Annotated in this window: 35 protein-coding genes and 1 pseudogene; 35 read left to right on the top strand and 1 reads right to left on the bottom strand. The window is 42.8% G+C overall.

Annotation, left to right across the window (positions count from 1 at the left end; genetic code table 11):
• From GFH30_RS11325 to GFH30_RS11180, 30 genes and pseudogenes are all read left to right on the top strand, one after another.
• A complete protein-coding gene (locus GFH30_RS11325) occupies positions 1 to 741 on the top strand; it encodes a type 1 glutamine amidotransferase (protein WP_153372682.1) in 741 nt (246 codons plus the stop codon).
• Between the two features lie 262 nt (positions 742 to 1,003).
• Positions 1,004 to 1,315, top strand: a complete 312-nt coding sequence (gene rpsJ, locus GFH30_RS11320) for a 30S ribosomal protein S10 (protein ID WP_000070912.1) — start codon at positions 1,004 to 1,006, stop codon at positions 1,313 to 1,315.
• Positions 1,316 to 1,375: 60 nt separating this feature from the next.
• Entirely contained in the window at positions 1,376 to 2,014 is a 639-nt protein-coding gene (rplC, locus tag GFH30_RS11315) for a 50S ribosomal protein L3 (protein WP_153372680.1), read from the top strand.
• 11 nt (positions 2,015 to 2,025) lie between these two features.
• Positions 2,026 to 2,628: a 50S ribosomal protein L4 gene (gene rplD, locus GFH30_RS11310; protein ID WP_153372678.1), complete on the top strand. Its 603-nt coding sequence runs from the start codon at positions 2,026 to 2,028 to the stop codon at positions 2,626 to 2,628.
• The gene (gene rplW / locus GFH30_RS11305; protein WP_153372676.1) at positions 2,625 to 2,945 is read left to right on the top strand and encodes a 50S ribosomal protein L23; all 321 of its coding nucleotides are present in this window, start codon (positions 2,625 to 2,627) and stop codon (positions 2,943 to 2,945) included. Before rplD ends, rplW begins: the two co-directional genes overlap by 4 nt.
• Before the next feature lie 11 nt (positions 2,946 to 2,956).
• Positions 2,957 to 3,781, top strand: coding sequence for a 50S ribosomal protein L2 (gene rplB, locus GFH30_RS11300; protein ID WP_153372674.1), 825 nt, complete (start codon positions 2,957 to 2,959; stop codon positions 3,779 to 3,781).
• A 19-nt stretch (positions 3,782 to 3,800) separates the two neighbouring features.
• The gene (rpsS, locus tag GFH30_RS11295; RefSeq protein ID WP_004281508.1) at positions 3,801 to 4,076 is read left to right on the top strand and encodes a 30S ribosomal protein S19; all 276 of its coding nucleotides are present in this window, start codon (positions 3,801 to 3,803) and stop codon (positions 4,074 to 4,076) included.
• 9 nt (positions 4,077 to 4,085) lie between these two features.
• Positions 4,086 to 4,415 carry a 50S ribosomal protein L22 gene (rplV, locus tag GFH30_RS11290; protein WP_131291426.1) on the top strand — a complete coding sequence of 110 codons (330 nt, stop codon included), beginning with the start codon at positions 4,086 to 4,088 and terminating at the stop codon, positions 4,413 to 4,415.
• A gap of 1 nt (position 4,416) precedes the next feature.
• Positions 4,417 to 5,233: pseudogene (rpsC, locus tag GFH30_RS11285) on the top strand (30S ribosomal protein S3).
• Positions 5,173 to 5,586, top strand: coding sequence for a 50S ribosomal protein L16 (rplP, locus tag GFH30_RS11280; protein WP_153372670.1), 414 nt, complete (start codon positions 5,173 to 5,175; stop codon positions 5,584 to 5,586). The pseudogene rpsC and the gene rplP overlap by 61 nt, the downstream one beginning before the upstream one ends.
• A complete protein-coding gene (rpmC, locus tag GFH30_RS11275; protein WP_153372668.1) occupies positions 5,586 to 5,783 on the top strand; it encodes a 50S ribosomal protein L29 in 198 nt (65 codons plus the stop codon). The genes rplP and rpmC overlap by 1 nt, the downstream gene beginning before the upstream one ends.
• Positions 5,780 to 6,037, top strand: coding sequence for a 30S ribosomal protein S17 (gene rpsQ, locus GFH30_RS11270; protein WP_153372666.1), 258 nt, complete (start codon positions 5,780 to 5,782; stop codon positions 6,035 to 6,037). Before rpmC ends, rpsQ begins: the two co-directional genes overlap by 4 nt.
• Before the next feature lie 91 nt (positions 6,038 to 6,128).
• Complete coding sequence (rplN, locus tag GFH30_RS11265; protein WP_153372664.1) at positions 6,129 to 6,497, top strand: 50S ribosomal protein L14; 369 nt, start codon at positions 6,129 to 6,131, stop codon at positions 6,495 to 6,497.
• 9 nt (positions 6,498 to 6,506) lie between these two features.
• Positions 6,507 to 6,824, top strand: coding sequence for a 50S ribosomal protein L24 (gene rplX / locus GFH30_RS11260; RefSeq protein ID WP_153372662.1), 318 nt, complete (start codon positions 6,507 to 6,509; stop codon positions 6,822 to 6,824).
• A gap of 16 nt (positions 6,825 to 6,840) precedes the next feature.
• The gene (gene rplE / locus GFH30_RS11255; RefSeq protein ID WP_153372661.1) at positions 6,841 to 7,377 is read left to right on the top strand and encodes a 50S ribosomal protein L5; all 537 of its coding nucleotides are present in this window, start codon (positions 6,841 to 6,843) and stop codon (positions 7,375 to 7,377) included.
• Between the two features lie 9 nt (positions 7,378 to 7,386).
• Positions 7,387 to 7,692, top strand: coding sequence for a 30S ribosomal protein S14 (gene rpsN, locus GFH30_RS11250; protein WP_153372659.1), 306 nt, complete (start codon positions 7,387 to 7,389; stop codon positions 7,690 to 7,692).
• 13 nt (positions 7,693 to 7,705) lie between these two features.
• A complete protein-coding gene (gene rpsH, locus GFH30_RS11245; protein WP_153372657.1) occupies positions 7,706 to 8,101 on the top strand; it encodes a 30S ribosomal protein S8 in 396 nt (131 codons plus the stop codon).
• A gap of 13 nt (positions 8,102 to 8,114) precedes the next feature.
• The gene (gene rplF / locus GFH30_RS11240; protein ID WP_153372655.1) at positions 8,115 to 8,648 is read left to right on the top strand and encodes a 50S ribosomal protein L6; all 534 of its coding nucleotides are present in this window, start codon (positions 8,115 to 8,117) and stop codon (positions 8,646 to 8,648) included.
• 14 nt (positions 8,649 to 8,662) lie between these two features.
• Complete coding sequence (gene rplR / locus GFH30_RS11235; protein WP_106984042.1) at positions 8,663 to 9,013, top strand: 50S ribosomal protein L18; 351 nt, start codon at positions 8,663 to 8,665, stop codon at positions 9,011 to 9,013.
• 2 nt (positions 9,014 to 9,015) lie between these two features.
• On the top strand, positions 9,016 to 9,513 hold the full coding sequence (gene rpsE / locus GFH30_RS11230) for a 30S ribosomal protein S5 (protein WP_153372652.1): 498 nt from the start codon (positions 9,016 to 9,018) through the stop codon (positions 9,511 to 9,513).
• 6 nt (positions 9,514 to 9,519) lie between these two features.
• Positions 9,520 to 9,696, top strand: coding sequence for a 50S ribosomal protein L30 (gene rpmD / locus GFH30_RS11225; protein ID WP_068973579.1), 177 nt, complete (start codon positions 9,520 to 9,522; stop codon positions 9,694 to 9,696).
• Positions 9,697 to 9,699: 3 nt separating this feature from the next.
• Entirely contained in the window at positions 9,700 to 10,140 is a 441-nt protein-coding gene (gene rplO / locus GFH30_RS11220; protein ID WP_067762900.1) for a 50S ribosomal protein L15, read from the top strand.
• Between the two features lie 45 nt (positions 10,141 to 10,185).
• Positions 10,186 to 11,505 carry a preprotein translocase subunit SecY gene (gene secY, locus GFH30_RS11215; RefSeq protein ID WP_171501034.1) on the top strand — a complete coding sequence of 440 codons (1,320 nt, stop codon included), beginning with the start codon at positions 10,186 to 10,188 and terminating at the stop codon, positions 11,503 to 11,505.
• A gap of 19 nt (positions 11,506 to 11,524) precedes the next feature.
• Positions 11,525 to 11,641 (top strand): 50S ribosomal protein L36, encoded by a 117-nt coding sequence (rpmJ, locus tag GFH30_RS11210; protein ID WP_000867907.1) that lies wholly within the window; start codon positions 11,525 to 11,527, stop codon positions 11,639 to 11,641.
• 107 nt (positions 11,642 to 11,748) lie between these two features.
• The gene (gene rpsM, locus GFH30_RS11205; protein ID WP_153372650.1) at positions 11,749 to 12,105 is read left to right on the top strand and encodes a 30S ribosomal protein S13; all 357 of its coding nucleotides are present in this window, start codon (positions 11,749 to 11,751) and stop codon (positions 12,103 to 12,105) included.
• Positions 12,106 to 12,124: 19 nt separating this feature from the next.
• Complete coding sequence (gene rpsK, locus GFH30_RS11200) at positions 12,125 to 12,511, top strand: 30S ribosomal protein S11 (RefSeq protein WP_001040166.1); 387 nt, start codon at positions 12,125 to 12,127, stop codon at positions 12,509 to 12,511.
• A gap of 12 nt (positions 12,512 to 12,523) precedes the next feature.
• Positions 12,524 to 13,150 carry a 30S ribosomal protein S4 gene (gene rpsD, locus GFH30_RS11195; RefSeq protein ID WP_153372648.1) on the top strand — a complete coding sequence of 209 codons (627 nt, stop codon included), beginning with the start codon at positions 12,524 to 12,526 and terminating at the stop codon, positions 13,148 to 13,150.
• Between the two features lie 16 nt (positions 13,151 to 13,166).
• Positions 13,167 to 14,174 carry a DNA-directed RNA polymerase subunit alpha gene (locus GFH30_RS11190; protein WP_004650465.1) on the top strand — a complete coding sequence of 336 codons (1,008 nt, stop codon included), beginning with the start codon at positions 13,167 to 13,169 and terminating at the stop codon, positions 14,172 to 14,174.
• 18 nt (positions 14,175 to 14,192) lie between these two features.
• The gene (gene rplQ, locus GFH30_RS11185; protein ID WP_005012953.1) at positions 14,193 to 14,558 is read left to right on the top strand and encodes a 50S ribosomal protein L17; all 366 of its coding nucleotides are present in this window, start codon (positions 14,193 to 14,195) and stop codon (positions 14,556 to 14,558) included.
• A 217-nt stretch (positions 14,559 to 14,775) separates the two neighbouring features.
• Complete coding sequence (locus GFH30_RS11180; RefSeq protein WP_153372646.1) at positions 14,776 to 16,266, top strand: flavin-containing monooxygenase; 1,491 nt, start codon at positions 14,776 to 14,778, stop codon at positions 16,264 to 16,266.
• A gap of 50 nt (positions 16,267 to 16,316) precedes the next feature.
• Here the strand turns inward: GFH30_RS11180 and GFH30_RS11175 are convergent, their stop codons facing one another.
• Positions 16,317 to 17,489 carry an acyl-CoA dehydrogenase family protein gene (locus GFH30_RS11175; RefSeq protein WP_153372644.1) on the bottom strand — a complete coding sequence of 391 codons (1,173 nt, stop codon included), beginning with the start codon at positions 17,487 to 17,489 and terminating at the stop codon, positions 16,317 to 16,319.
• 184 nt (positions 17,490 to 17,673) lie between these two features.
• On the opposite strand from GFH30_RS11175, the gene GFH30_RS11170 reads away from it, so the two are divergent.
• The 5 genes from GFH30_RS11170 (at position 17,674) to rrtA (ending at position 20,524) form a co-directional block, all read left to right on the top strand.
• Entirely contained in the window at positions 17,674 to 17,931 is a 258-nt protein-coding gene (locus tag GFH30_RS11170; RefSeq protein WP_153372642.1) for an FAD assembly factor SdhE, read from the top strand.
• Positions 17,924 to 18,307 (top strand): hypothetical protein, encoded by a 384-nt coding sequence (locus GFH30_RS11165; RefSeq protein WP_153372640.1) that lies wholly within the window; start codon positions 17,924 to 17,926, stop codon positions 18,305 to 18,307. The genes GFH30_RS11170 and GFH30_RS11165 overlap by 8 nt, the downstream gene beginning before the upstream one ends.
• Before the next feature lie 147 nt (positions 18,308 to 18,454).
• Positions 18,455 to 18,595, top strand: a complete 141-nt coding sequence (locus tag GFH30_RS11160) for a hypothetical protein (RefSeq protein WP_153372638.1) — start codon at positions 18,455 to 18,457, stop codon at positions 18,593 to 18,595.
• A gap of 239 nt (positions 18,596 to 18,834) precedes the next feature.
• Positions 18,835 to 19,866 (top strand): hypothetical protein, encoded by a 1,032-nt coding sequence (locus tag GFH30_RS11155; RefSeq protein WP_153372636.1) that lies wholly within the window; start codon positions 18,835 to 18,837, stop codon positions 19,864 to 19,866.
• An 82-nt stretch (positions 19,867 to 19,948) separates the two neighbouring features.
• A complete protein-coding gene (gene rrtA / locus GFH30_RS11150; protein WP_153372634.1) occupies positions 19,949 to 20,524 on the top strand; it encodes a rhombosortase in 576 nt (191 codons plus the stop codon).
• Positions 20,525 to 20,551: the final 27 nt, after the last annotated feature.

The raw sequence follows: 20,551 nt of genomic DNA, 5'->3' as shown, positions 1-20,551 counted from the left end.
ATGAAGTCGCATTTAAGAGTTCATTATTTTCAGCATATTGCTGGTGAAGGTTATGGCAGTTGTTACAAATACTTGAAACAGCATCAGGCTCAAATCACAGCAACCGAATTTTTTGCATTACCGCTCGATCGTCCACTTGATATTGAAGCATTACCTTCTGTAGATGAAGTTGATTTGCTTATTATTATGGGGGGTAAAATGAGTGTAAATGATGAAGCAAACTACCCTTGGCTTAAAATTGAGAAGCGTTGGTTGCGCCGTTATTTATCCCAAGGCAAGCCTGCAATTGGTCTATGCCTAGGTGGGCAGCTGATTGCCAATGCTTTAGGGGCAGGCGTAAGTCGTAATCCAGAGCAAGAGTTGGGTTGGGCGACTGTGCGTAAAATTGCAAATACACCCAAAGATTGTTTTGATTTGCCAAATGAGATTCGTGTAATGCAATGGCACAGTGAAACCTTTGAATTACCAAAAGGCGCAGTACATTTGGCAGAGAATGACGCTTGTCGTAACCAAATGTATCAATTGGGCAAAAATGTGTTGGGCTTCCAGTTTCATCCTGAAATTCATGAAGAAAGTTTAAAGTTGTTTTTAGATGACGAGGAAGAGCTGTCAATATTTTCAGGAAAATATGTGCAAGCTGCACATGAACTTAAAAAATCGCCAAGAGAATATTTTTCTGAAGGAAATCATTTACTTGATAACGCAATTCGTTATGTGGTTGAAAAAACTTACAACTGCTGAAAAATCAAACTCTTGATTTGTTGAACAATTTGAAATGTAGAGGAAAAGCGTAAAATCAATTTGCTTATGCAATAAACAATGGCTATAATGGGCGACCCTCGATTGAGGGGGTTAACTGCGAAGAAAGTAGTTAACATCGTGACAGTCGTGGCATCGATCATGACCTTAGTGATAATTCACTGCTCTTGACACTTATCCTTTTTTAGTGGGATGAGATGCGTCAAGGGTGATTCTTTATATTTTTGGCTTGGAGTTTACTGGTATGTCTAACCAGAGAATTCGTATCCGTCTTAAGTCTTTTGATCATCGTTTAATTGATCAATCAGCTCAAGAAATCGTAGAAACAGCAAAACGTACTGGCGCACAAGTTTGTGGTCCAATTCCAATGCCTACACGCATTGAACGTTTTAACGTTTTAACATCACCACACGTTAACAAAGATGCGCGTGACCAATACGAGATCCGCACTTACAAACGTTTGATCGACATCGTTCAACCTACAGATAAAACTGTTGATGCATTGATGAAGTTGGATCTTGCAGCTGGTGTTGATGTTCAGATCGCATTGGGTTAAGGCTTTCGGGTTAATTAACGTTTTAAGTTAATTAGGCCGCTTTTTTAGAGGTTTATGCACATGGCTATTGGTTTAGTCGGTCGCAAGTGCGGTATGACACGTATCTTTACAGATGCTGGTGTTTCTGTACCTGTTACAGTGATTGAGGTTGATCCTAACCGCATCACTCAAATCAAAACGCTTGAAACTGATGGTTATCAAGCGATTCAAATCACTACTGGTGAACGTCGCGAATCTCGCGTAACTAACGCTCAGAAAGGTCACTTCGCGAAAGCGGGTGTTGCTGCTGGTCGTCTAGTTCAAGAATTCCGTGCTACAGAAGCTGATCTTGAAGGTCGTGAAGTTGGTACTTCTCTTACCGTTGAATTGTTCCAAGTAGGTCAAATTGTTGACGTAACTGGTACTTCTAAAGGTAAAGGTTTCCAAGGTGGTGTTAAGCGTTGGAACTTCCGTACGCAAGACGCAACTCACGGTAACTCACTTTCTCACCGTGCTGTAGGTTCTACAGGTCAAAACCAGACTCCTGGTCGCGTATTCAAAGGCAAAAAAATGCCTGGTCACTTAGGTGCGGATCGCGTAACAGTACAAGGTCTTGAAATTGTATCGATCGACACTGAACGTTCAGTTCTCGTTGTTAAAGGTGCGATTCCTGGTTCTACTGGTGGCGACGTTATCGTTCGTCCTACTATTAAGGCCTGAGGGGAAATAACGTGAATTTAAATACTGTTTCCGGCTCTGCTGTTGAATTATCTGAAGTTGCTTTCGGTCGTGAATTTAACGAAGCACTTGTACACCAAGTTGTTACAGCTTATTTAGCTGGTGGTCGTCAAGGTTCGAAAGCTCAGAAATCTCGTGGTGATGTATCTGGCGGTGGTAAAAAACCTTTCCGTCAAAAAGGTACTGGCCGTGCGCGTGCTGGTTCTATTCGTAGCCCAATCTGGGTTGGCGGTGGTAAAACTTTTGCTGCTCGTCCACAAGACTGGTCTCAAAAAGTAAACCGTAAAATGTATCGCGGTGCTATGCAATGCATCCTAGCTGAACTTGTTCGTCAAGATCGCTTAGTTTTAGTTGAAGAGTTTGCTGTTGAAGCTCCAAAAACTAAAGAATTGCTTGCAAAACTTAACGACTTGAATGCGACTCGCGCATTAATCGTTACTGATGCTGTTGATGAGAACTTGTATCTTGCTGCTCGTAACATTCCACACGTTGATGTGGTTGATGCGACTGCGATTGATCCTGTTAGCTTGATTGCGTTCGACAAAGTTGTTATGTCTGTAGCTGCTGCTAAGAAAATTGAGGTAGAACTCGGATGAACAACGAACGTTTATATCAAGTCCTTCAAGGACCTGTTTTCTCAGAAAAAGCACAAGTTTTAGGTGAAACTGCTGGTGTTCAAGTTTTTAAAGTTGCTGTAAACGCAACTAAACTTGAAATCAAAAAAGCAGTTGAACAACTCTTTGGTGTTCAAGTTGTTAAAGTTAACACAACGATCACTAAAGGTAAGACTAAACGCTTTGGTAAAACATTAGGACGTCGTTCTGATGTTAAAAAAGCATACGTCACCCTGAAAGCTGGCCAAGATGTTGAAATGGCTGACTTGGGCGATACCGCTGAAAGCACAGCGGAATAAGGACGAATATTATGCCTATTCAAAAATGTAAGCCAACGTCTCCAGGACGTCGCTTTGTAGAGAAAGTGGTTCATGATCACCTTCACAAAGGCGCGCCTTATGCTCCACTAGTTGAAGCTAAAAAACGTACTGGCGGCCGTAATAACAACGGTCACATTACGACTCGTCACGTTGGTGGCGGTCATAAACAGCACTACCGTCTAGTTGACTTCAAACGTAACAAAGATGGTATTCCTGCTACTGTAGAGCGTATCGAATACGATCCTAACCGTACTGCACACATTGCACTTGTATTGTATGCTGACGGTGAACGTCGTTATATCATCGCTCCTAAAGGCCTTCGCGCTGGTGATCAAGTACAGTCTGGTAACGATGCTCCAATTCGTCCAGGTAACTGCTTGCCACTTCGCAACATGCCTATCGGTTCTACTCTTCACAACATCGAACTTAAAATTGGTAAAGGCGCGCAAATTGCTCGTTCAGCTGGTACTTCTGTTCAGTTGTTGGGTCGTGACGGTTCTTACGCAATTGTTCGTCTACGTTCTGGCGAAATGCGTAAAATTCACGTTGAATGTCGTGCAGTTCTTGGTGAAGTTTCTAACCAAGAAAGCAACCTTCGCTCACTCGGTAAAGCTGGTGCAGCTCGCTGGCGTGGCGTTCGTCCTACCGTTCGTGGTATGGCGATGAACCCAGTTGATCACCCACACGGTGGTGGTGAAGGGCGTAATAAAGGTATTCAACCTGTAAGCCCATGGGGTCAAAAAGCTAAAGGGTACAAAACACGTACCAACAAGCGTACGACTAAGATGATTATTCGCGACCGTCGCGTTAAGTAACAAGTAAAGGAATCTGACAATGCCTCGTTCTCTGAAAAAAGGCCCATTCGTCGATGCGCACTTGTTCGCTAAGGTTGAAGCGGCTATCGCGGCTAATAACCGTAAGCCGATCAAAACTTGGTCGCGTCGTTCGATGATCCTCCCGGATTTTGTTGGTTTAACAATTTCTGTCCACAATGGCCGTAACCATGTTCCAGTGATTGTATCTGAACATATGGTTGGTCATAAACTCGGTGAATTCGCGCCAACTCGTACCTATCGTGGTCACGGTGTTGACAAGAAATCTAAACGTTAAGGTGCTATGATGGAAGTTACTGCTAAATTACGCGGTGCCGCTATCTCGGCACAGAAAGCTCGTTTGGTTGCAGACTTGATCCGCGGCAAATCTATTGCTCACGCTCTAAATATCTTGAACTTCAGCAACAAAAAAGCTGCAGTTTTAGTTAAGAAAGCGTTGGAATCTGCGATTGCAAACGCTGAACACAATAACAGTTTAGATGTAGACGACCTTAAAGTTGCTACGATCTACGTTGACGAAGGCACTAGCCTTAAACGTATTTTGCCACGTGCTAAAGGCCGTGCAGATCGTATCACTAAGCGTACTTGTCACATTACCGTTAAGGTAGGGGTTTGATATGGGTCAGAAGGTTCATCCAATCGGTATCCGCCTAGGTGTTGTGAAACGTCATAACGCTAACTGGTACGCGAGTCCGAAACAATATGCTGAATATTTGCTTAAAGATCTTCAAGTTCGTGAGTTTTTAACTAAAAAACTTAAGAATGCGATGGTGAGCAATATTCTTATCGAACGTCCTACAGGTGCTGCTAAAGTAACTATTAGCACTGCTCGTCCTGGTATCGTTATCGGTAAAAAAGGCGAAGATATTGAGAAATTACAACGCGAATTAACATCTATCATGGGTGTTCCTGCGCAAGTAAGCATCAATGAAATTGATCGTCCAGACTTAGACGCTCGTTTAGTTGCTGAAGCAATCGCTTCTCAATTAGAAAAACGTGTAATGTTCCGTCGTGCTATGAAGCGTGCGGTTCAAAACTCTATGCGTTCTGGTGCGAAAGGTATCAAAGTTGAAGTTTCAGGTCGTCTAGGCGGTGCTGAGATTGCTCGTACTGAGTGGTATCGTGAAGGTCGTGTGCCTCTACATACACTTCGTGCTGACATCGACTATGCTTCTGTACGTGCAGAAACTACTTACGGTACGATCGGCGTTAAAGTTTGGGTATTCCGTGGCGAGATCTTAGGTGGCATGAAACAAGTCATGAACCCTGCTCCTGCTGAAGAACGTCCAGCTAAACGTGGTCGCGGTCGTGGTGAAGGTCAAGAGCGTCGTGGTCGTCGCAATGATCGTTCTGCTGAAAAAGGAGAATAATCCATGTTGCAACCTAAACGTACTAAATTCCGTAAGGTGCAAAAAGGCCGTAACACTGGTCTAGCGCATCGTGGTAGCACAGTATCTTTTGGTACTATTGCACTTAAATCGCTTGAACGTGGTCAAATGACTGCGCGTCAAATTGAAGCAGCGCGTCGTACAATTAGCCGTCGTATTAAACGTGGTGGTAAAATCTTTATCCGTGTATTCCCGGACAAACCTATTACTTCTAAACCACTTGAAGTGCGTATGGGTAAAGGTAAAGGTTCTGTAGAATATTGGGTTTGTCAAATCAAACCAGGTAAAGTCTTGTACGAAATTGATGGTGTTAGCGAAGAATTGGCACGTGAGGCATTTGTTCTTGCTGCTGCTAAACTTCCGTTTAAAACCGCTATCGTGACTCGGACGGTAATGTAATGAAAACTAAAGATCTACGTGAAAAGTCGGTAGAAGAGTTGACAGCTTTGCTTGATGAGCAACAGTTGAACCAATTCCGTCTTCGTATGGCGAAAGCAACTGGTCAATTGGGTAAATCGCACGAAGTTGCGCTTACTCGTAAGACAATTGCTCGTATCAAGACCCTCCTTACCGAAAAACAGGAGAACGCACAATGAGTGAGCAAACAGTTCGCACGTTAACAGGCAAAGTAGTAAGCGACAAAATGGAGAAATCTATTGTTGTGCTTATCGAACGCCGCGTTCAACACCCGTTGTATGGCAAATTAATCCGCCGTTCAACAAAATTACACGCTCATGATGAGAACAACACAGCTAAAACTGGTGATGTTGTGACTATCAAAGAAAGCCGCCCAATTTCTAAAACTAAGTCTTGGACTCTAGTTGAAGTTGTTGAAGCAGCTGCTGAGTAATTAACGTTCTTGTTGCATCATCGGTTGATTTCGAGTACTCTTTGAGCCTTTCGAAATTTCGACCGGTGTTGCTCGGTTTTGGAGTAGGGCAATGATTCAGACCGAAAGTATGCTCGACGTAGCAGACAACAGTGGTGCACGCCGCGTACAATGTATTAAAGTACTAGGTGGCTCGCATCGTCGTTATGCTTCAGTTGGCGACATTATTAAAGTTACTGTAAAAGAAGCAATTCCGCGCGCTCGTGTTAAAAAAGGCGACGTAATGAATGCTGTTGTTGTACGTACAAAATTCGGTATCCGTCGTCCAGATGGTTCGGTTATTCGTTTCGACGATAACGCTGCTGTGATTTTGAACACCAACAAAGCACCGATTGCAACTCGTATTTTTGGACCAGTGACTCGTGAACTTCGTACTGAACAGTTCATGAAAATTATTTCATTGGCTCCAGAAGTTCTATAAGAGGCGATCATGGCTAAGATTAAAAAAGGCGATCAAGTAATTGTGATCGCAGGTAAAGAAAAAGGCAAACAGGGTACTGTATTGTCTGTTTCTAATGACCAAGTAAAGGTTGAAGGCCTTAACTTGGTGAAGAAGCATCAAAAGCCTAACCGAGCTACTGGTACTGAAGGTGCCATCGTAACTCAAGAAGCTGCGCTTCATATTTCTAACGTGGCAATTTTTAATGCTGCAACCCAAAAGGCTGACCGTGTTGGTTACCAAGTTGTAGAAGGCGTGAAAACTCGCGTGTTCAAATCAACTGGTGAATCAGTGGCGGTAGCGAAGTAATAGGTTGAAATAGGCTATGGCCAGACTTAAAGCACGTTACAACGACGAACTTAAAGCTCAATTACAAGAAGTATTGGGCGTTAAGAATGTGATGGATATTCCTCGCATTACTAAAATCACTATCAACATGGGTGTTGGTGCAGCTTCTGCTGACAAAAAACTCCTTGATGGTGCTCTAGCTGATATGCAAGCTATCGCTGGTCAAAAACCAGTTCTTACGTTAGCTCGCAAATCAATCGCTGGTTTCAAAATCCGTGATGGTTGGCCGATTGGTTGTAAAGTTACTTTACGCGGCGAACGTATGTACGAATTCTTAGACCGTTTGATCTCGATTGCGATTCCTCGTATCCGTGACTTCCGCGGTTTCTCGGCTAAATCGTTTGATGGTCGCGGTAACTATTCAATGGGTCTTAAAGAACAAATCATGTTCCCAGAGATCGATTTTGATAAGATTGATCGTATTCGTGGTATGGATATTACCATTACTACGACTGCTCGCACCGATGACGAAGGCCGCGCGCTTATGCGTGTATTCGGCTTCCCGTTTAAATAAGAGGTCGATATGGCTAAGAAAGGTATGATTAATCGCGAATTGAAACGCGAAGCTACTGTTGCTAAATTTGCTGCAAAACGTGCTGAATTAAAAGCAACGATTGCAAATGTAAATGCTAGCGATGAAGAGCGTTTCGCCGCGACTTTGAAGTTACAAGCATTACCACGTAATGCATCTCCAGTACGTCTTCGTAACCGTTGTGGTTTAACTGGTCGTCCTCATGGTTACTTCCGTAAGTTCGGCTTAAGCCGTAACAAATTACGTGAAACAGTAATGCAGGGTGATGTACCGGGCGTTGTTAAGGCAAGCTGGTAAGGAGCGACTATAAATGAGTATGCAAGATACCGTTGCCGACATGCTAACACGTGTTCGTAACGCACAAATGGCTAAGAAACAAACCGTTTCTATGCCTAACTCTAAGTTGAAGGTTGCTATTGCAAACGTTCTTCAACAAGAGGGTTATATCTCTGAAGTAGCGGTTGCTGATAACGAAGGCAAACCTACTTTAACGATTACATTAAAATATTTCGAAGGCAAACCAGTTATCGAAACTGTGAAACGCGTAAGCCGTCCAGGTCTACGTCAGTATCGCGGTAAAGATGCACTTCCGAGCGTTAAGCAAGGTTTAGGTATTGCAATTGTTTCTACAAGCAAAGGCATCATGACTGACCGTGCAGCACGTTCTGCAGGCGTTGGTGGTGAAGTTATTGCTTTTGTTTCTTAATAGGTGATTCCTCATGTCTCGTGTGGCTAAAGCCCCAGTAACTGTACCTAACGGTGTAACAGTTACTCAGAACGGCCGGCAGGTCGAAGTGAAAGGCACTAAAGGTACATTGTCTTTCAACCTGCATGCGCTGGTCGAGCTTAAACAGGAAGACGGTACACTAGTTGTTGCTCCTAAAGCTGAGTCGAAAGACGCTTGGATGCAAGCTGGTACTGCTCGCGCTGTGCTAAACAACCTTGTAAAAGGTGTTAGCGAAGGTTTCGAACGTAAGTTACAGCTTATCGGTGTTGGTTATAAAGCTGCGGTTAAAGGTAATGTTATTAACCTTAACCTTGGTTTCTCTCACCCGATCGATTACAACCTTCCTGAGGGTGTAACTGCTGAAACTCCTACAGCAACTGAAATTGTCCTTAAATCAGCTGATAAGTCTGCTTTAGGTCAAGTTGCTGCAGATATCCGTGGTTACCGTCCACCAGAGCCTTATAAAGGTAAAGGTGTTCGTTATTCTGATGAAGTTGTTCTTCGTAAAGAAGCTAAGAAGAAATAAGGCGCGAGGTTCTTATGAACGAAAAGAAACAATCCCGTTTGCGTCGTGCGAAAAGCACACGCTTGCACATCCGTGCATTGGGTGCGACTCGTTTGTGTGTAAACCGCACTCCGCGTCACATCTATGCTCAAGTTATCTCAGCAGATGGTGGCAAAGTATTAGCGCAAGCTTCTACTTTAGACGCTACGCTACGTGCTGGTACAACTGGTAACGTTGAAGCAGCTAAACAAGTAGGTGCTTTAATTGCTGAACGTGCAAAAGCAGCTGGCGTAACTAAAGTTGCATTTGACCGTTCTGGTTTCAAATATCATGGTCGTATCAAAGCCTTGGCTGATGCTGCTCGTGAAAACGGCTTGGAGTTCTAATCATGGCTAAAGTTGAACAAAACGAAGGTCTTGTTGAAAAGCTGGTTGCCGTTGATCGTGTAGCCAAAGTTGTTAAGGGTGGTCGTATCTTCTCTTTCACAGCATTAACTGTTGTGGGTGATGGTAATGGTCGCGTAGGTTTTGGTCGTGGTAAAGCACGTGAAGTTCCAGCTGCTATTTCTAAAGCACTTGAAGCTGCACGTCGTAACATGATTACTGTTGAGCTTGTTAACGGTACTGTACAACACCCTATTAATGCTCGTCACGGTGCAAGCCGCGTTTACATGCAACCTGCTTCTGAAGGTACTGGTGTAATTGCTGGTGGCGCTATGCGTGCAGTTCTAGAAGCTGTTGGTGTACATAACGTACTAACAAAATGCTATGGTTCTACAAACGCTGCTAACGTAGTAAACGCAACTTTCAAAGGTTTGCGTGATATGACTTCTCCTGAGAAAGTCGCTGCGAAACGTGGTTTGTCTGTAGCACAAATTCAAGGGTAATCAATCATGAAAACGATTAAAGTTACCCAGACTAAATCTTCATCGCATCGCTTGAAAAATCACAAGCTTAGCCTTAAAGGTTTAGGTCTGCGTCGTATCGGTCACACTGTAGAAGTAGTTGATACTCCTTCTAACCGCGGTATGATCAACCAAGTTTACTATATGGTTAGTGTAGAGGAATAAGCCATGACTCTGCGTTTAAATACTATTGCACCTGCAGAAGGTGCTAAGCGTGATAACCTTCGTCTAGGCCGTGGTATCGGTTCTGGCGTTGGTAAGACTGGTGGCCGTGGTGTCAAAGGTCAAAACTCACGTAAAAGCGGTGGTACTCGTCCGGGCTTTGAAGGCGGTCAAACAGCGTTATATCGTCGTTTGCCTAAATTCGGCTTCACTAGCCAACTTGCTTTAAAAACTGCTGAAGTACGTTTATCTGAGCTTACTAAAGTTGAAGGTGATATTGTTTCACTTGAAACTTTAAAAGCTGCGAATGTTGTTCGTAAAGACATGATTCGCGCTCGTATCGTACTTTCTGGTGAAATTACTCGTGCTTTCACTATCCAAGGTGTTGCATTGACTAAAGGCGCTAAAGCTGCTGTTGAAGCTGCTGGCGGTAAAGTCGAGGAGTAATCTCCAGTGTCTATGTCTCCTAGTTCTGTAGGTCATGTCAATATGATGAAAGGCCAACCATTTCACGTGAAATACCGTGAGATTATTCGCCGCATGATGTTTCTCATTGGTGCGTTGTTGGTTTTTCGACTAGGAGCGCATATTCCAGTACCAGGCATTAATAGTGCTGCTTTAGAGAATCTGTTTAATGCAAACTCAGGTACCATCCTGGGTTTGTTTAACATGTTCTCAGGCGGTGCATTAGAGCGAATGTCTATTCTTGCTCTTGGGATCATGCCATACATTTCTGCCTCAATTATTGTGCAGTTAATGTCAACAGTCATTCCGTCGCTGGAAGCATTAAAAAAAGAAGGCGAACAAGGCAAACGTAAGATAAATCAGTACACGCGCCAAGGAACATTACTCCTTGCACTTGTGCAGTCAGTTGGTATGTGTGCAGGCTTGATCAGTCAGGGGATTACTCTGAATTCTGGTTTGGCTTTCTATGTACCTGCTGTAACGTCACTGGTTGCAGGTACCATGTTCTTGATGTGGTTGGGTGAACAAATTACCGAGCGTGGGGTGGGGAATGGTATATCCATGATCATCTTCGCGGGTATTGTTGCAGGATTGCCTAACTTAGTTATGCAATCTTTCTCTTCTGTAGATAACGGTCAATCAAGTCTTATAGGCTTGGCTGTATTCGCTTTATTGTCTATAGCAGTGCTTGCAGCAATTGTGTTCATCGAGAAAGCGCAGCGTCGCATTCCGGTAAACTATGCTCAGAAACAACAAGGTCGTCGCGTATTTACTGCACAACAAACACATTTGCCACTTAAAATTAATATGGCTGGTGTGATTCCTGCGATTTTCGCAAGCTCATTACTTTTGTTCCCTGCGAGCTTAGGTCAATGGGTAGGAAGTGCAGATCCGAATGCCGGAATTATCCAACGTAGTCTTCAAGATTTGGCATTGGTTTTATCGCCTGGTCAGCCGATGTATTTGGTGCTCTTTGGTGCGTTAATTATCTTTTTCTGTTACTTCTATACGGCACTTGTATTTAGTCCCAAAGAAGTGTCAGAGAACTTGAAACGCAGCGGAGCTTATGTGCCTGGTATACGTCCAGGTGAGCAAACTGCTCGTTACTTAGATCATATTCTCAATCGTTTGACCTTTATCGGCGCGATTTATATCACGATCATCTGCTTAATGCCGATGATTCTACAAAGCTCATTTGGTATTCCATTTAGCTTAGGTGGGACATCTTTACTGATTGTTGTGGTTGTTGTGATGGACTTTATGGCTCAGCTACAAGCACATCTCACCTCGCACCAGTACGATAGTCAAACATTAATGAGAAAAACGACTGCTCATCCTAAGGGATAAGCGCACTTGAGGTTTCATCATGAAAGTACAAGCTTCTGTAAAGAAAATTTGTGGTAGCTGCAAAGTTATCCGTCGTAATGGGGTTATCCGCGTAATTTGTAGCGCAGAACCTCGTCATAAGCAGCGTCAAGGTTAATCTGATCAAGACCTGTTGATTTCAGTAGGCGAATTAGGTTATTATCCGCCCCTCAAGATTTTTGTGGGGCGGTTGATTATCTCGGCTGCCTTTTTGGAGAAAATTGAATGGCTCGTATTGCCGGTGTAAACATTCCGGATAACAAGCATGCTGTTATCTCTCTAACGTATATCTTTGGTATCGGTCGCCATACTTCAAAAGCTATTTTAGCTGCTGCTGGTATTGCTCCAACTACTAAGATTCGTGAATTAGATGACGCTCAGCTTGATGCGATTCGTGCAGAAATTGCTAAGGTTCCGACCGAAGGTGATTTACGTCGCGAAATTTCCATGAACATTAAACGTTTAATGGATTTAGGCTGCTACCGCGGTCTTCGTCATCGTCGCAGCTTGCCTGTCCGCGGTCAACGCACCAAAACTAACGCACGTACCCGTAAAGGTCCGCGCAAACCAATTAAGAAATAAGATTTCTGGAAGCTAAAAGATGGCTAAAGATACTCGCACACGCAAGAAGGTCACTCGTACCGTCTCTGAAGGTGTTGCACACATTCACGCTTCTTTTAATAACACCATTGTGACTATTACCGATCGTCAAGGTAATGCACTGGCTTGGGCCACTTCAGGTGGACAAGGCTTCCGTGGATCACGTAAATCAACTCCGTTCGCTGCTCAGGTAGCTGCTGAAGTTGCTGGTAAAGCTGCTTTAGACTACGGTTTGAAAAACTTGGACGTCCTTGTAAAAGGTCCTGGTCCAGGTCGTGAATCTGCGGTTCGTGCTTTAGGTGCAGTGGGTTATAAAATCAATAGCATTACCGATGTGACTCCAATTCCGCACAACGGTTGCCGTCCACCTAAAAAACGTCGCGTCTAAGGAGAATCATTCATGGCTCGTTATATTGGTCCAAAATGCAAACTCTCTCGCCGCGAAGGGACAGACCTGCAATTAAAATCTGGCGTTAAACCATTTGACGTCAAAACTAAAAAACACGCTAAAGCTCCTGGTCAACATGGTGGAGCTCGTGGCGGTAAACAATCTGAGTACTCACTACAATTACGTGAAAAACAAAAAGTACGTCGCATGTACGGTGTTTTAGAGCGTCAATTTAGTAACTACTATAAAGAAGCTGCTCGTGTTAAAGGCGCAACAGGTGAAAACTTGTTGAAATTGCTAGAAAGCCGTCTTGATAACGTTGTTTATCGCATGGGTTTTGGTTCTACACGTGCAGAAGCTCGTCAGCTTGTATCTCACCGTTCAATCACTTTAAATGGTCGTCGTGTTAACATCGCGTCTATCCAAGTTAAAGCGGGCGACGTTGTTGCAGTTCACGAAGGTGCTAAACAACAATTACGTATCAAAAACGCAATTGAATTAGCTGCTCAACGTGGCACTCCTTCTTGGATGGAAATTGACCATTCTAAATTGGAAGGTACGTTTAAAGCTGCACCAGATCGTTCTGATTTACCTGCTGAAATCAACGAAAGCTTGATTGTAGAATTGTATTCTAAATAATCCTTGAGGTAGCAATATGACGCGTACTGCAAATGAGTTTCTAACACCGCAAGCGATCAAGGTCGAAGCGGCAAGCGGGACCTCGGCAAAAGTTATTCTAGAACCCTTAGAGCGTGGCTTTGGTCATACTCTGGGCAATGCTTTACGTCGCATCCTTCTTTCTTCTCTACCTGGCGCTGCTGTGGTAGAAGTTGAAATTGAGGGTGTTGAGCACGAGTACAGTACTTTGGAAGGCTTGCAGCAGGACATCGTCGAGCTCTTGCTGAACCTAAAAGGATTGTCGATTAAGCTGTTCGATCAAAACGAAGCATATTTAACATTAGAAAAACAAGGTCCTGGCGATGTAACAGCCGCTGATCTTCGTTTACCTCATAATGTTGAAGTGGTTAACCCTGAACATTTGATCGGTACTTTAAGTGCTTCAGGCTCATTAAAAATGCGCCTGAAAGTTTCTCAAGGCCGTGGTTATGAGACTTCTGACTCACGTTTCCCAGAAGGCGAAACTCGCCCAGTGGGTCGTTTACAGTTAGATGCTTCTTATAGCCCTATCAAACGCGTGTCTTACACAGTTGAAAATGCTCGTGTAGAACAACGTACTGACCTTGATAAATTGATCATTGATCTTGAAACAAACGGTACTGTAGATCCTGAAGAAGCGATCCGCAAAGCTGCAACAATTTTGCAGCAACAAATTGCGATCTTCGTTGACCTTCAAAAAGATCAAGCACCAGTTGCTCAAGAACCTCGTGAAGAAGTTGATCCAATCTTGCTTCGTCCAGTAGATGATCTAGAGCTTACTGTTCGTTCTGCTAACTGTTTGAAAGCAGAAAATATTTACTACATTGGCGATCTTGTTCAACGTACTGAAGTTGAGTTACTTAAAACTCCTAACTTAGGTAAAAAATCGTTGACTGAGATTAAAGATGTTCTGGCATCGAAAGGCTTGCAATTGGGCATGCGTTTAGAGAACTGGCCACCGGCTAGCCTCCGCATGGACGATCGCTTTGCTTATCGTAGTCGTTAATTAAGTAGGACTATCACCATGCGTCATCGTAATAGTGGTGTGAAATTAGGCCGTACAAGCAGTCATCGTAAAGCGATGTTCCAAAACATGGCTAATTCTTTGTTCGAACACGAGTTAATTAAAACTACTGTTCCTAAAGCAAAAGAATTACGTCGTGTTGCTGAGCCTTTAATCACTTTAGCTAAAGTCGATTCTGTAGCAAACCGTCGTTTAGCGTTTGCTCGTACTCGTTCAGCGGCAACTGTTGGTAAATTATTTACCGTTCTTGGCCCTCGTTACAAAGAGCGTAACGGCGGTTATCTACGTGTTCTTAAAGCGGGCTTCCGTGCAGGTGATGCTGCACCGATGGCTTACGTTGAGCTAGTAGATCGCGAAGTTAACTAATTTCGTGTAGAAAACAACTCAGTTGTTATCGGAAAGGTCGGTTGAATAAACCGGCCTTTTTTAATGCCTTAAATTTAATAGAGATAGATTGTTAGACAGAATTAAACATTGACCTGAAAAGACAAATTTTTGAACGATTTTATTTAAACTTGACATTGTGTATTGTCAGAATTGTGCTTTAATAAATACATATAAGATAAACATGGAAAAAAACAACATGGAAAAGCAGATTGATGTACTGATTGTAGGTGCTGGTATTTCAGGTATTGGACTTGCTGCACATATTACAAAAAATTCTCCACAGCGTAGTTTTGCCATTATTGAACGTCGTGAAGATATTGGTGGCACATGGGATTTATTTAAGTATCCTGGTATCCGTTCTGACTCTGATATGTCGACCTTCGGTTTCAATTTTAAACCGTGGAAGAAAGCCAATGTGTTGGCAGAAGGGGCATCAATTAAGGGTTATTTGGCTGAAGTGGTCGATGAGCTGGATTTAAAATCTAAAATTCATTTCCAACAACGTGTTGTTAGCGCAAATTATGATTCGACTAAACAGAAATGGTCGGTTGAAGTTGAAGATGCGCAAGGCAAAAAACAGACTTGGATTGCCAATTTTGTTTTAGGTTGTACCGGTTATTATAATTATGAAGCCGGTTTCCAGCCTGAGTTCCCAAATCTAAAAGCATTTAAAGGTCAGTTTATTCATCCGCAGCATTGGCCTGAAGATTTAAATTATCAAGGTAAAAAGATTGTCATTATTGGTAGTGGCGCAACTGCAATCACGCTTGTACCTGCTTTATCTAAGGGCGGTGCAGGGCATGTGACTATGCTGCAACGTTCACCGACTTATATTGCATCCGTCCCTTCTATTGACCTTGTTTACGACAAAATGCGTAAGTTTATGTCAGAAGATTTAGCATATAAGTTAACGCGTGCCCGTAATATTGGCATGCAACGTGGTATTTATGCGCTTGCACAAAAGCAGCCAAAATTACTCAAATCTTTATTGCTTAAATCAGTTCAATATCAACTGAAGGGCAAAGTGGATATGAAACACTTTACTCCGAACTATGAGCCTTGGGATCAGCGTTTATGTGTCGTGCCAGATGGTGATTTATTCAAAATCTTACGCGAAGGTCGTGCTTCAGTTGCAACCGATCAAATTGAAAAATTCACTGAAACCGGTATTCAACTAAAATCTGGTCAACATTTGGATGCTGACATTATCGTTTCCGCAACGGGTCTGAATATTCAAATCTTGGGTGGCATTAAAGCGACGCTTGACGGTAAACCCTTAGATACTTCAAAACACATGCTTTATAAGGGTGTTATGGTCAGTGATGTGCCTAACATGGCATTGATCATTGGTTATATCAACGCATCGTGGACATTGAAAGTCGATATTGCGGCTGAATATATTTGCCGCTTAATGAATTATATGGACCAAAAAGGCTATGCTGAGGTGATTCCTGAAGGCAATGCTGCTGAGCTCATGGAAGACACCGTTATGGGCAGTTTAACTTCAGGCTATATTGCGCGTGCAGCGAATGTTATGCCGAAACAAGGTAAGAGTGCCCCGTGGAAAGTCACCAACAACTATTTGGCAGATCGTAAAGAACTGAAAAATGCCTCGTTTGAAGATGGCGTACTACATTTTAAGAAAAAGTCTGAAGCAAGCAATGTGAAACCACGCCTCGTTTCATAATAGATGATGATAAAAAGGAGCATATCGATGCTCCTTTTTTTATTTCACTTTTAAAGCGTACGTGAAATCAGTTCTTTCATAATTTCGTTGGTGCCTGCATAAATGCGATTTGCACGATGATCGATATAAGCGCGTGCGATCGGGTATTCCATCATATAACCGTAGCCGCCATGTAGTTGTAAGCACTCATCCACAACTTTAGAATATAAATCAGAGATTTTATATTTTGCCGCTGCCGCAGCATCGATGCCTAATTCATGATTGATTTCCAGTTGCATACAATGATCTAAGTAAGCACGGCAAATATCAATCTCGGTGCGTAATTCAGCCAGTTTAAAACGAGTATTTTGGAACTGCACAATGGCTTTGCCAAATGCTTGACGTTCTTTGGTGTATTTCACCGTGTGGGCAAAAGCCGCTTCTGCGCCAGCTTGGCAAATAATTGCGACGAGCATACGTTCCCAAGCCAATTCTTTCATTAGCATCATAAAGCCGAGACCTTCTGCACCCAGCAAATTTTCTTTGGGTACACGGACATCATCGAAAAATAATTCGCAGGTATCCTGTCCTTTCATACCAATTTTATTGAGCGGTTTGCCTTTACTGAATCCCATGCGATCAGCTTCCACCATAATTAAAGAGAGATTGGCTGAACCTTTTTCGCTGTCACCTGTTTTACACACCACAATCGCCATATCGCACAAATAGCCATTGGTGATAAAAATTTTGGAACCATTAATCACATAGTCATCACCATCTAAAACGGCAGTCGTACGTACCGCTTGTAAATCAGATCCTGTGCCCGGTTCAGTCATTGCAATCGCGGTAATGATGTCACCGCTTGCCATTTTTGGAAGCCAATATTGCTTTTGTGCATCATTGCCAAAATTTAAAATGTAATTGGCCACAATATCGGAATGTAAGGAAAATCCTGTTGCTGAATCACCGGCATAGGCTTGCTCTTCAATCAAAATCATACTGTAAAGGCGATCAACTCCTGAGCCACCATAAATTTCTGGCATATTGGCACAGAGTAAGCCCATTTCTCCGGCTTTTCGCCAGAGCTCACGATCGACATGCTGTTGTTGCTCATATTTATGCGTATTAGGCAGCACTTCTTTTTCATAAAATTTGCGTACTGTTTCCCGAAAGGCCGCATGTTCTTCATTGAATATCTGACGCGGTAACATATTCAGAATAGGGCGGATGGCAGTCGATTGCATTGTTATTGTTCCAAGTTTTTATTTTCCTTGTTTTAAAATTAGAAGATAAAGAGGCCACAGGCAATGAGATGTATGCTCAAAAATCAAAAAAGCGTGATGCTTTCTGTCATTCGCTCAAATTCACTCGAAAATGATAGAGCGCTTCAGGTAAACTAATGCTGTTTTAATAACGAGGGAAATAGAGATGACTGATGACATCAGCTTAGAAGAACGTAAAGTGATTTATCGCGCACGTCGTGGCTTAAAAGAGTTGGATGTTTATTTTGATCCCTATGTCAGAAATTACTATTTGTCAGCAGAACCATTCGAACGTCAAATGTTTGCAGAGCTGATTGAACAAGAAGATCCGGATTTATTGGATTGGTTTATGGAAGTTTCTGAGCCACCACGACCTGAACTCAAAGCATTTATTCAAAAGTTGAAATTCTACGTTCATGGATAGTCGTTGTTTTAAGCTGAAACGCAGTTGGTTTGCCTTAGCGTTTCAGCTTTTGATTTTTGTGTTGCTGATGTTTGTGCTATATCAAGTATTGGCATTGGTACTGTGGGTTGTTTGTGCGGTGGCAGGCTTGGTGGTCTATCGGTTGTTTTATCGTAAAAGCCCACAGATTGATCAGTTTGAACATTTGGATGGTCGTGAATGGTCAATCACCTTGCAGCAACATACTCAGCGCGTGATGGTGAGTCATGTCATCGATCATCAAGTTTACGTTGTGGTGTATTTCCAACATGCTAAAGTGCGCCCACTGTTAATTTGGTGCGATCAACTGCCGATGCACCAATGGAAAGCCTTGAAAGTACTGACCAAATTGGTTTAATTGACTAACCTAAAAAATTTATCTCAAAAATATACTTTACAGCAGCACCTGAGCTGCTGTTCTGTCTGAATTGTCAGACAAAATGATATAAAAAATAAATAAAAATGCTGAAATGCTTAAATTGTCAGACAATTATCCGCTCAAATTTTGTTTAAAATCTATACATTGAATTTACCAACAGCATACCAAGGAGATCAATATGATCGTTTTGCCAATGTGGGTGTTTCTAATCGTAGCCATTATTATGGCCCTAGTCATTGGACGACTTGGAACCGTGTTGAAGGATAAATTTTCAGAAGAATAAGTGTTGAGTCACTTTCTCAGTTAATAAGTAGCATGTGCTGAACCGTCGCAATGCTACTTTTTTTTGCCCAAAATTTAGTGAAAGTTTGCCCTTGGTCAATTGCAGTCTTCTGAAAGAATGTCAAAGTGACTCATCTAATTTAGAGCATTTGCTCTTTAATTCCCAAAAAGCTTCTGATATGTTTGTCGGGATGGATATAACCACAATTATAGAGGACAGGAAAATGTCGAGCGTCCAGAAACTTTGCCAAGGCATGGCTGCAATTGCAATAACAACGACAGTACTAACAGGATGTTCACAAGTCATTAAAACAGGTGCCAATGTTGCACTGGGTTTTACAGAAAATCATATCGTTCCGCCTATTTTAGCGATGGAAGATGCTGAAATGGTGTGTAACTCGGGTAACTCATTGACGCCTGCCATTATGGCAACGAAAGACATGGGCGCAGATCCAACCCGCGTAGCAGTGCTCATGTATTCAGCAGCAGGCATTTGTGCAGAACAAAAAGCATTGGATGCTGAATTACGTTATATGCGTGCCTCAAAAGAAAATAAAGTCTCAGAAGCACAAGATGCGCGTATTGAACAGAAACGTTGGGCGGCATTGGCAGCACAGCGTCAATATACGGGTTATCAGTTATTCCAAACTCGCTATGAAAAGAAATATAAAAAACCACTGGGCGAAGAATGCGCACGCATGAATGGTGACATTGAGCAAACCGTTTATTTACTGGGGATGTTGAGTGGTCTACAAGCCATGACCAATGATATTAACTCAGGCGGTGCAGTGAATGTGCCTAAAGATATTGCCGCTGTGGTTGAGCGTGGTATGAGCTGCCTAGACAATGCTAAATTCTGGGGTGCTCCAAATGCTACACGTGCGGTAATCTGGACTTTATTGCCGGGCGCTGGCGAAGGTAAACCTGATCCTTATCAGACCTTGAAGCAATCGACCCAAATTGGTGAGCAGAAGGGTGTGCGTTTATCTCATGCCTTATATGCGGTTGCAGCGCAAGCGAGCGGTGATGATGCCAAAATTCGCGATGCTTTAAAAACTTTTGCTGATGCACGTAGCGATGAAAAGCCGATTAACCCACAATTTAAACTGATTGATAGCATGGCTTCAATGATGGTGGGTGGTATTGCGGATCGTTATTGGACTGAACATACGGGTGTGCGTAGTGCAGACGACGGTATGCAAAGGTTCTGGGATGAATCAGATAACGCATCAGAACTTGATGAGCTCTTTGATTAAACCTTATTTCGTTTCAATCTTAATTTCGCGCCTTATCACTTGATAAGGCGCGATTTAAATGAAGAAGACTAGGGAGGCGCCTATGCAGGATCAGTATCTCCATCGCAAAATTGTATTTATTGCAATGGTGGTCTCTCTTTGCGCCTGCCTACAAATTTTTAAAGATCATTTTATTTATTGGCAAGACCATCTTTTTGCTGAACCATGGCGTTTATGGACAGCGCATTGGGTCCATGTGGGATGGATTCATTACCTTCTCAATATGATTGCCTTCGCTTGTTTACCTTTTATTTTTCCGCGAGCTTGCGTTTGGCATTTCAGTACCATTTTCTTACTGATTTCTCCACTTTTAAGTCTCAGTTTTTATTGGGTCTTGCCTGATATTGGTGCTTATGCGGGTCTGTCGGGTGTATTGCATGGGGCTTATGCCGCCATCGCATGTGTGCATTTACTGTATAAACGGGAACGAAGTTTTGCAGCTTTGGTGTTGTTTTTAATTTTTGCCAAACTCATTTGGGAAAATACGATAGGCAGTACAGGTACAGCCCAGCTCATTGGCAGCCCAGTTTTGGTTGAAGCGCATTTACTCGGGGTGATTTGGGGTATTTTACTGGCGAATATTTATATCATTGTCGACTACTGCTATGACCGAAGTTGAAATTGGTCAAAAAAACCGAAAAGAAAA

The sequence above is a fragment of the Acinetobacter wanghuae genome, from assembly GCF_009557235.1.
Taxonomy (GTDB): Bacteria; Pseudomonadota; Gammaproteobacteria; order Pseudomonadales; family Moraxellaceae; genus Acinetobacter; species Acinetobacter wanghuae.
This window is presented reverse-complemented; position numbering and strand designations above follow the sequence as displayed.

Bases quoted from the DNA above. Each gene is read 5' to 3' on its own strand.
- rplP (WP_153372670.1), top strand. From the start codon at position 5,173: ATGTTGCAACCTAAACGTACTAAATTCCGTAAGGTGCAAAAAGGCCGT.
- GFH30_RS11175 (WP_153372644.1), bottom strand. From the start codon at position 17,489: ATGCAATCGACTGCCATCCGCCCTATTCTGAATATGTTACCGCGTCAG.
- GFH30_RS11165 (WP_153372640.1), top strand. From the start codon at position 17,924: ATGGATAGTCGTTGTTTTAAGCTGAAACGCAGTTGGTTTGCCTTAGCG.
- rpsN (WP_153372659.1), top strand. From the start codon at position 7,387: ATGGCTAAGAAAGGTATGATTAATCGCGAATTGAAACGCGAAGCTACT.
- rplN (WP_153372664.1), top strand. From the start codon at position 6,129: ATGATTCAGACCGAAAGTATGCTCGACGTAGCAGACAACAGTGGTGCA.
- rplX (WP_153372662.1), top strand. From the start codon at position 6,507: ATGGCTAAGATTAAAAAAGGCGATCAAGTAATTGTGATCGCAGGTAAA.
- rpsD (WP_153372648.1), top strand. From the start codon at position 12,524: ATGGCTCGTTATATTGGTCCAAAATGCAAACTCTCTCGCCGCGAAGGG.
- rplE (WP_153372661.1), top strand. From the start codon at position 6,841: ATGGCCAGACTTAAAGCACGTTACAACGACGAACTTAAAGCTCAATTA.
- rpsS (WP_004281508.1), top strand. From the start codon at position 3,801: ATGCCTCGTTCTCTGAAAAAAGGCCCATTCGTCGATGCGCACTTGTTC.
- rpsJ (WP_000070912.1), top strand. From the start codon at position 1,004: ATGTCTAACCAGAGAATTCGTATCCGTCTTAAGTCTTTTGATCATCGT.
- rpmJ (WP_000867907.1), top strand. From the start codon at position 11,525: ATGAAAGTACAAGCTTCTGTAAAGAAAATTTGTGGTAGCTGCAAAGTT.
- rpmC (WP_153372668.1), top strand. From the start codon at position 5,586: ATGAAAACTAAAGATCTACGTGAAAAGTCGGTAGAAGAGTTGACAGCT.
- rplO (WP_067762900.1), top strand. From the start codon at position 9,700: ATGACTCTGCGTTTAAATACTATTGCACCTGCAGAAGGTGCTAAGCGT.
- rplC (WP_153372680.1), top strand. From the start codon at position 1,376: ATGGCTATTGGTTTAGTCGGTCGCAAGTGCGGTATGACACGTATCTTT.
- GFH30_RS11190 (WP_004650465.1), top strand. From the start codon at position 13,167: ATGACGCGTACTGCAAATGAGTTTCTAACACCGCAAGCGATCAAGGTC.
- rpmD (WP_068973579.1), top strand. From the start codon at position 9,520: ATGAAAACGATTAAAGTTACCCAGACTAAATCTTCATCGCATCGCTTG.
- rpsK (WP_001040166.1), top strand. From the start codon at position 12,125: ATGGCTAAAGATACTCGCACACGCAAGAAGGTCACTCGTACCGTCTCT.
- rplR (WP_106984042.1), top strand. From the start codon at position 8,663: ATGAACGAAAAGAAACAATCCCGTTTGCGTCGTGCGAAAAGCACACGC.
- rpsE (WP_153372652.1), top strand. From the start codon at position 9,016: ATGGCTAAAGTTGAACAAAACGAAGGTCTTGTTGAAAAGCTGGTTGCC.
- GFH30_RS11325 (WP_153372682.1), top strand. From the start codon at position 1: ATGAAGTCGCATTTAAGAGTTCATTATTTTCAGCATATTGCTGGTGAA.
- rpsH (WP_153372657.1), top strand. From the start codon at position 7,706: ATGAGTATGCAAGATACCGTTGCCGACATGCTAACACGTGTTCGTAAC.
- rpsM (WP_153372650.1), top strand. From the start codon at position 11,749: ATGGCTCGTATTGCCGGTGTAAACATTCCGGATAACAAGCATGCTGTT.
- GFH30_RS11180 (WP_153372646.1), top strand. From the start codon at position 14,776: ATGGAAAAGCAGATTGATGTACTGATTGTAGGTGCTGGTATTTCAGGT.
- GFH30_RS11155 (WP_153372636.1), top strand. From the start codon at position 18,835: ATGTCGAGCGTCCAGAAACTTTGCCAAGGCATGGCTGCAATTGCAATA.
- rrtA (WP_153372634.1), top strand. From the start codon at position 19,949: ATGCAGGATCAGTATCTCCATCGCAAAATTGTATTTATTGCAATGGTG.
- rplV (WP_131291426.1), top strand. From the start codon at position 4,086: ATGGAAGTTACTGCTAAATTACGCGGTGCCGCTATCTCGGCACAGAAA.
- rplB (WP_153372674.1), top strand. From the start codon at position 2,957: ATGCCTATTCAAAAATGTAAGCCAACGTCTCCAGGACGTCGCTTTGTA.
- GFH30_RS11170 (WP_153372642.1), top strand. From the start codon at position 17,674: ATGACTGATGACATCAGCTTAGAAGAACGTAAAGTGATTTATCGCGCA.
- secY (WP_171501034.1), top strand. From the start codon at position 10,186: ATGAAAGGCCAACCATTTCACGTGAAATACCGTGAGATTATTCGCCGC.
- rplW (WP_153372676.1), top strand. From the start codon at position 2,625: ATGAACAACGAACGTTTATATCAAGTCCTTCAAGGACCTGTTTTCTCA.
- rplF (WP_153372655.1), top strand. From the start codon at position 8,115: ATGTCTCGTGTGGCTAAAGCCCCAGTAACTGTACCTAACGGTGTAACA.
- rplQ (WP_005012953.1), top strand. From the start codon at position 14,193: ATGCGTCATCGTAATAGTGGTGTGAAATTAGGCCGTACAAGCAGTCAT.
- rpsQ (WP_153372666.1), top strand. From the start codon at position 5,780: ATGAGTGAGCAAACAGTTCGCACGTTAACAGGCAAAGTAGTAAGCGAC.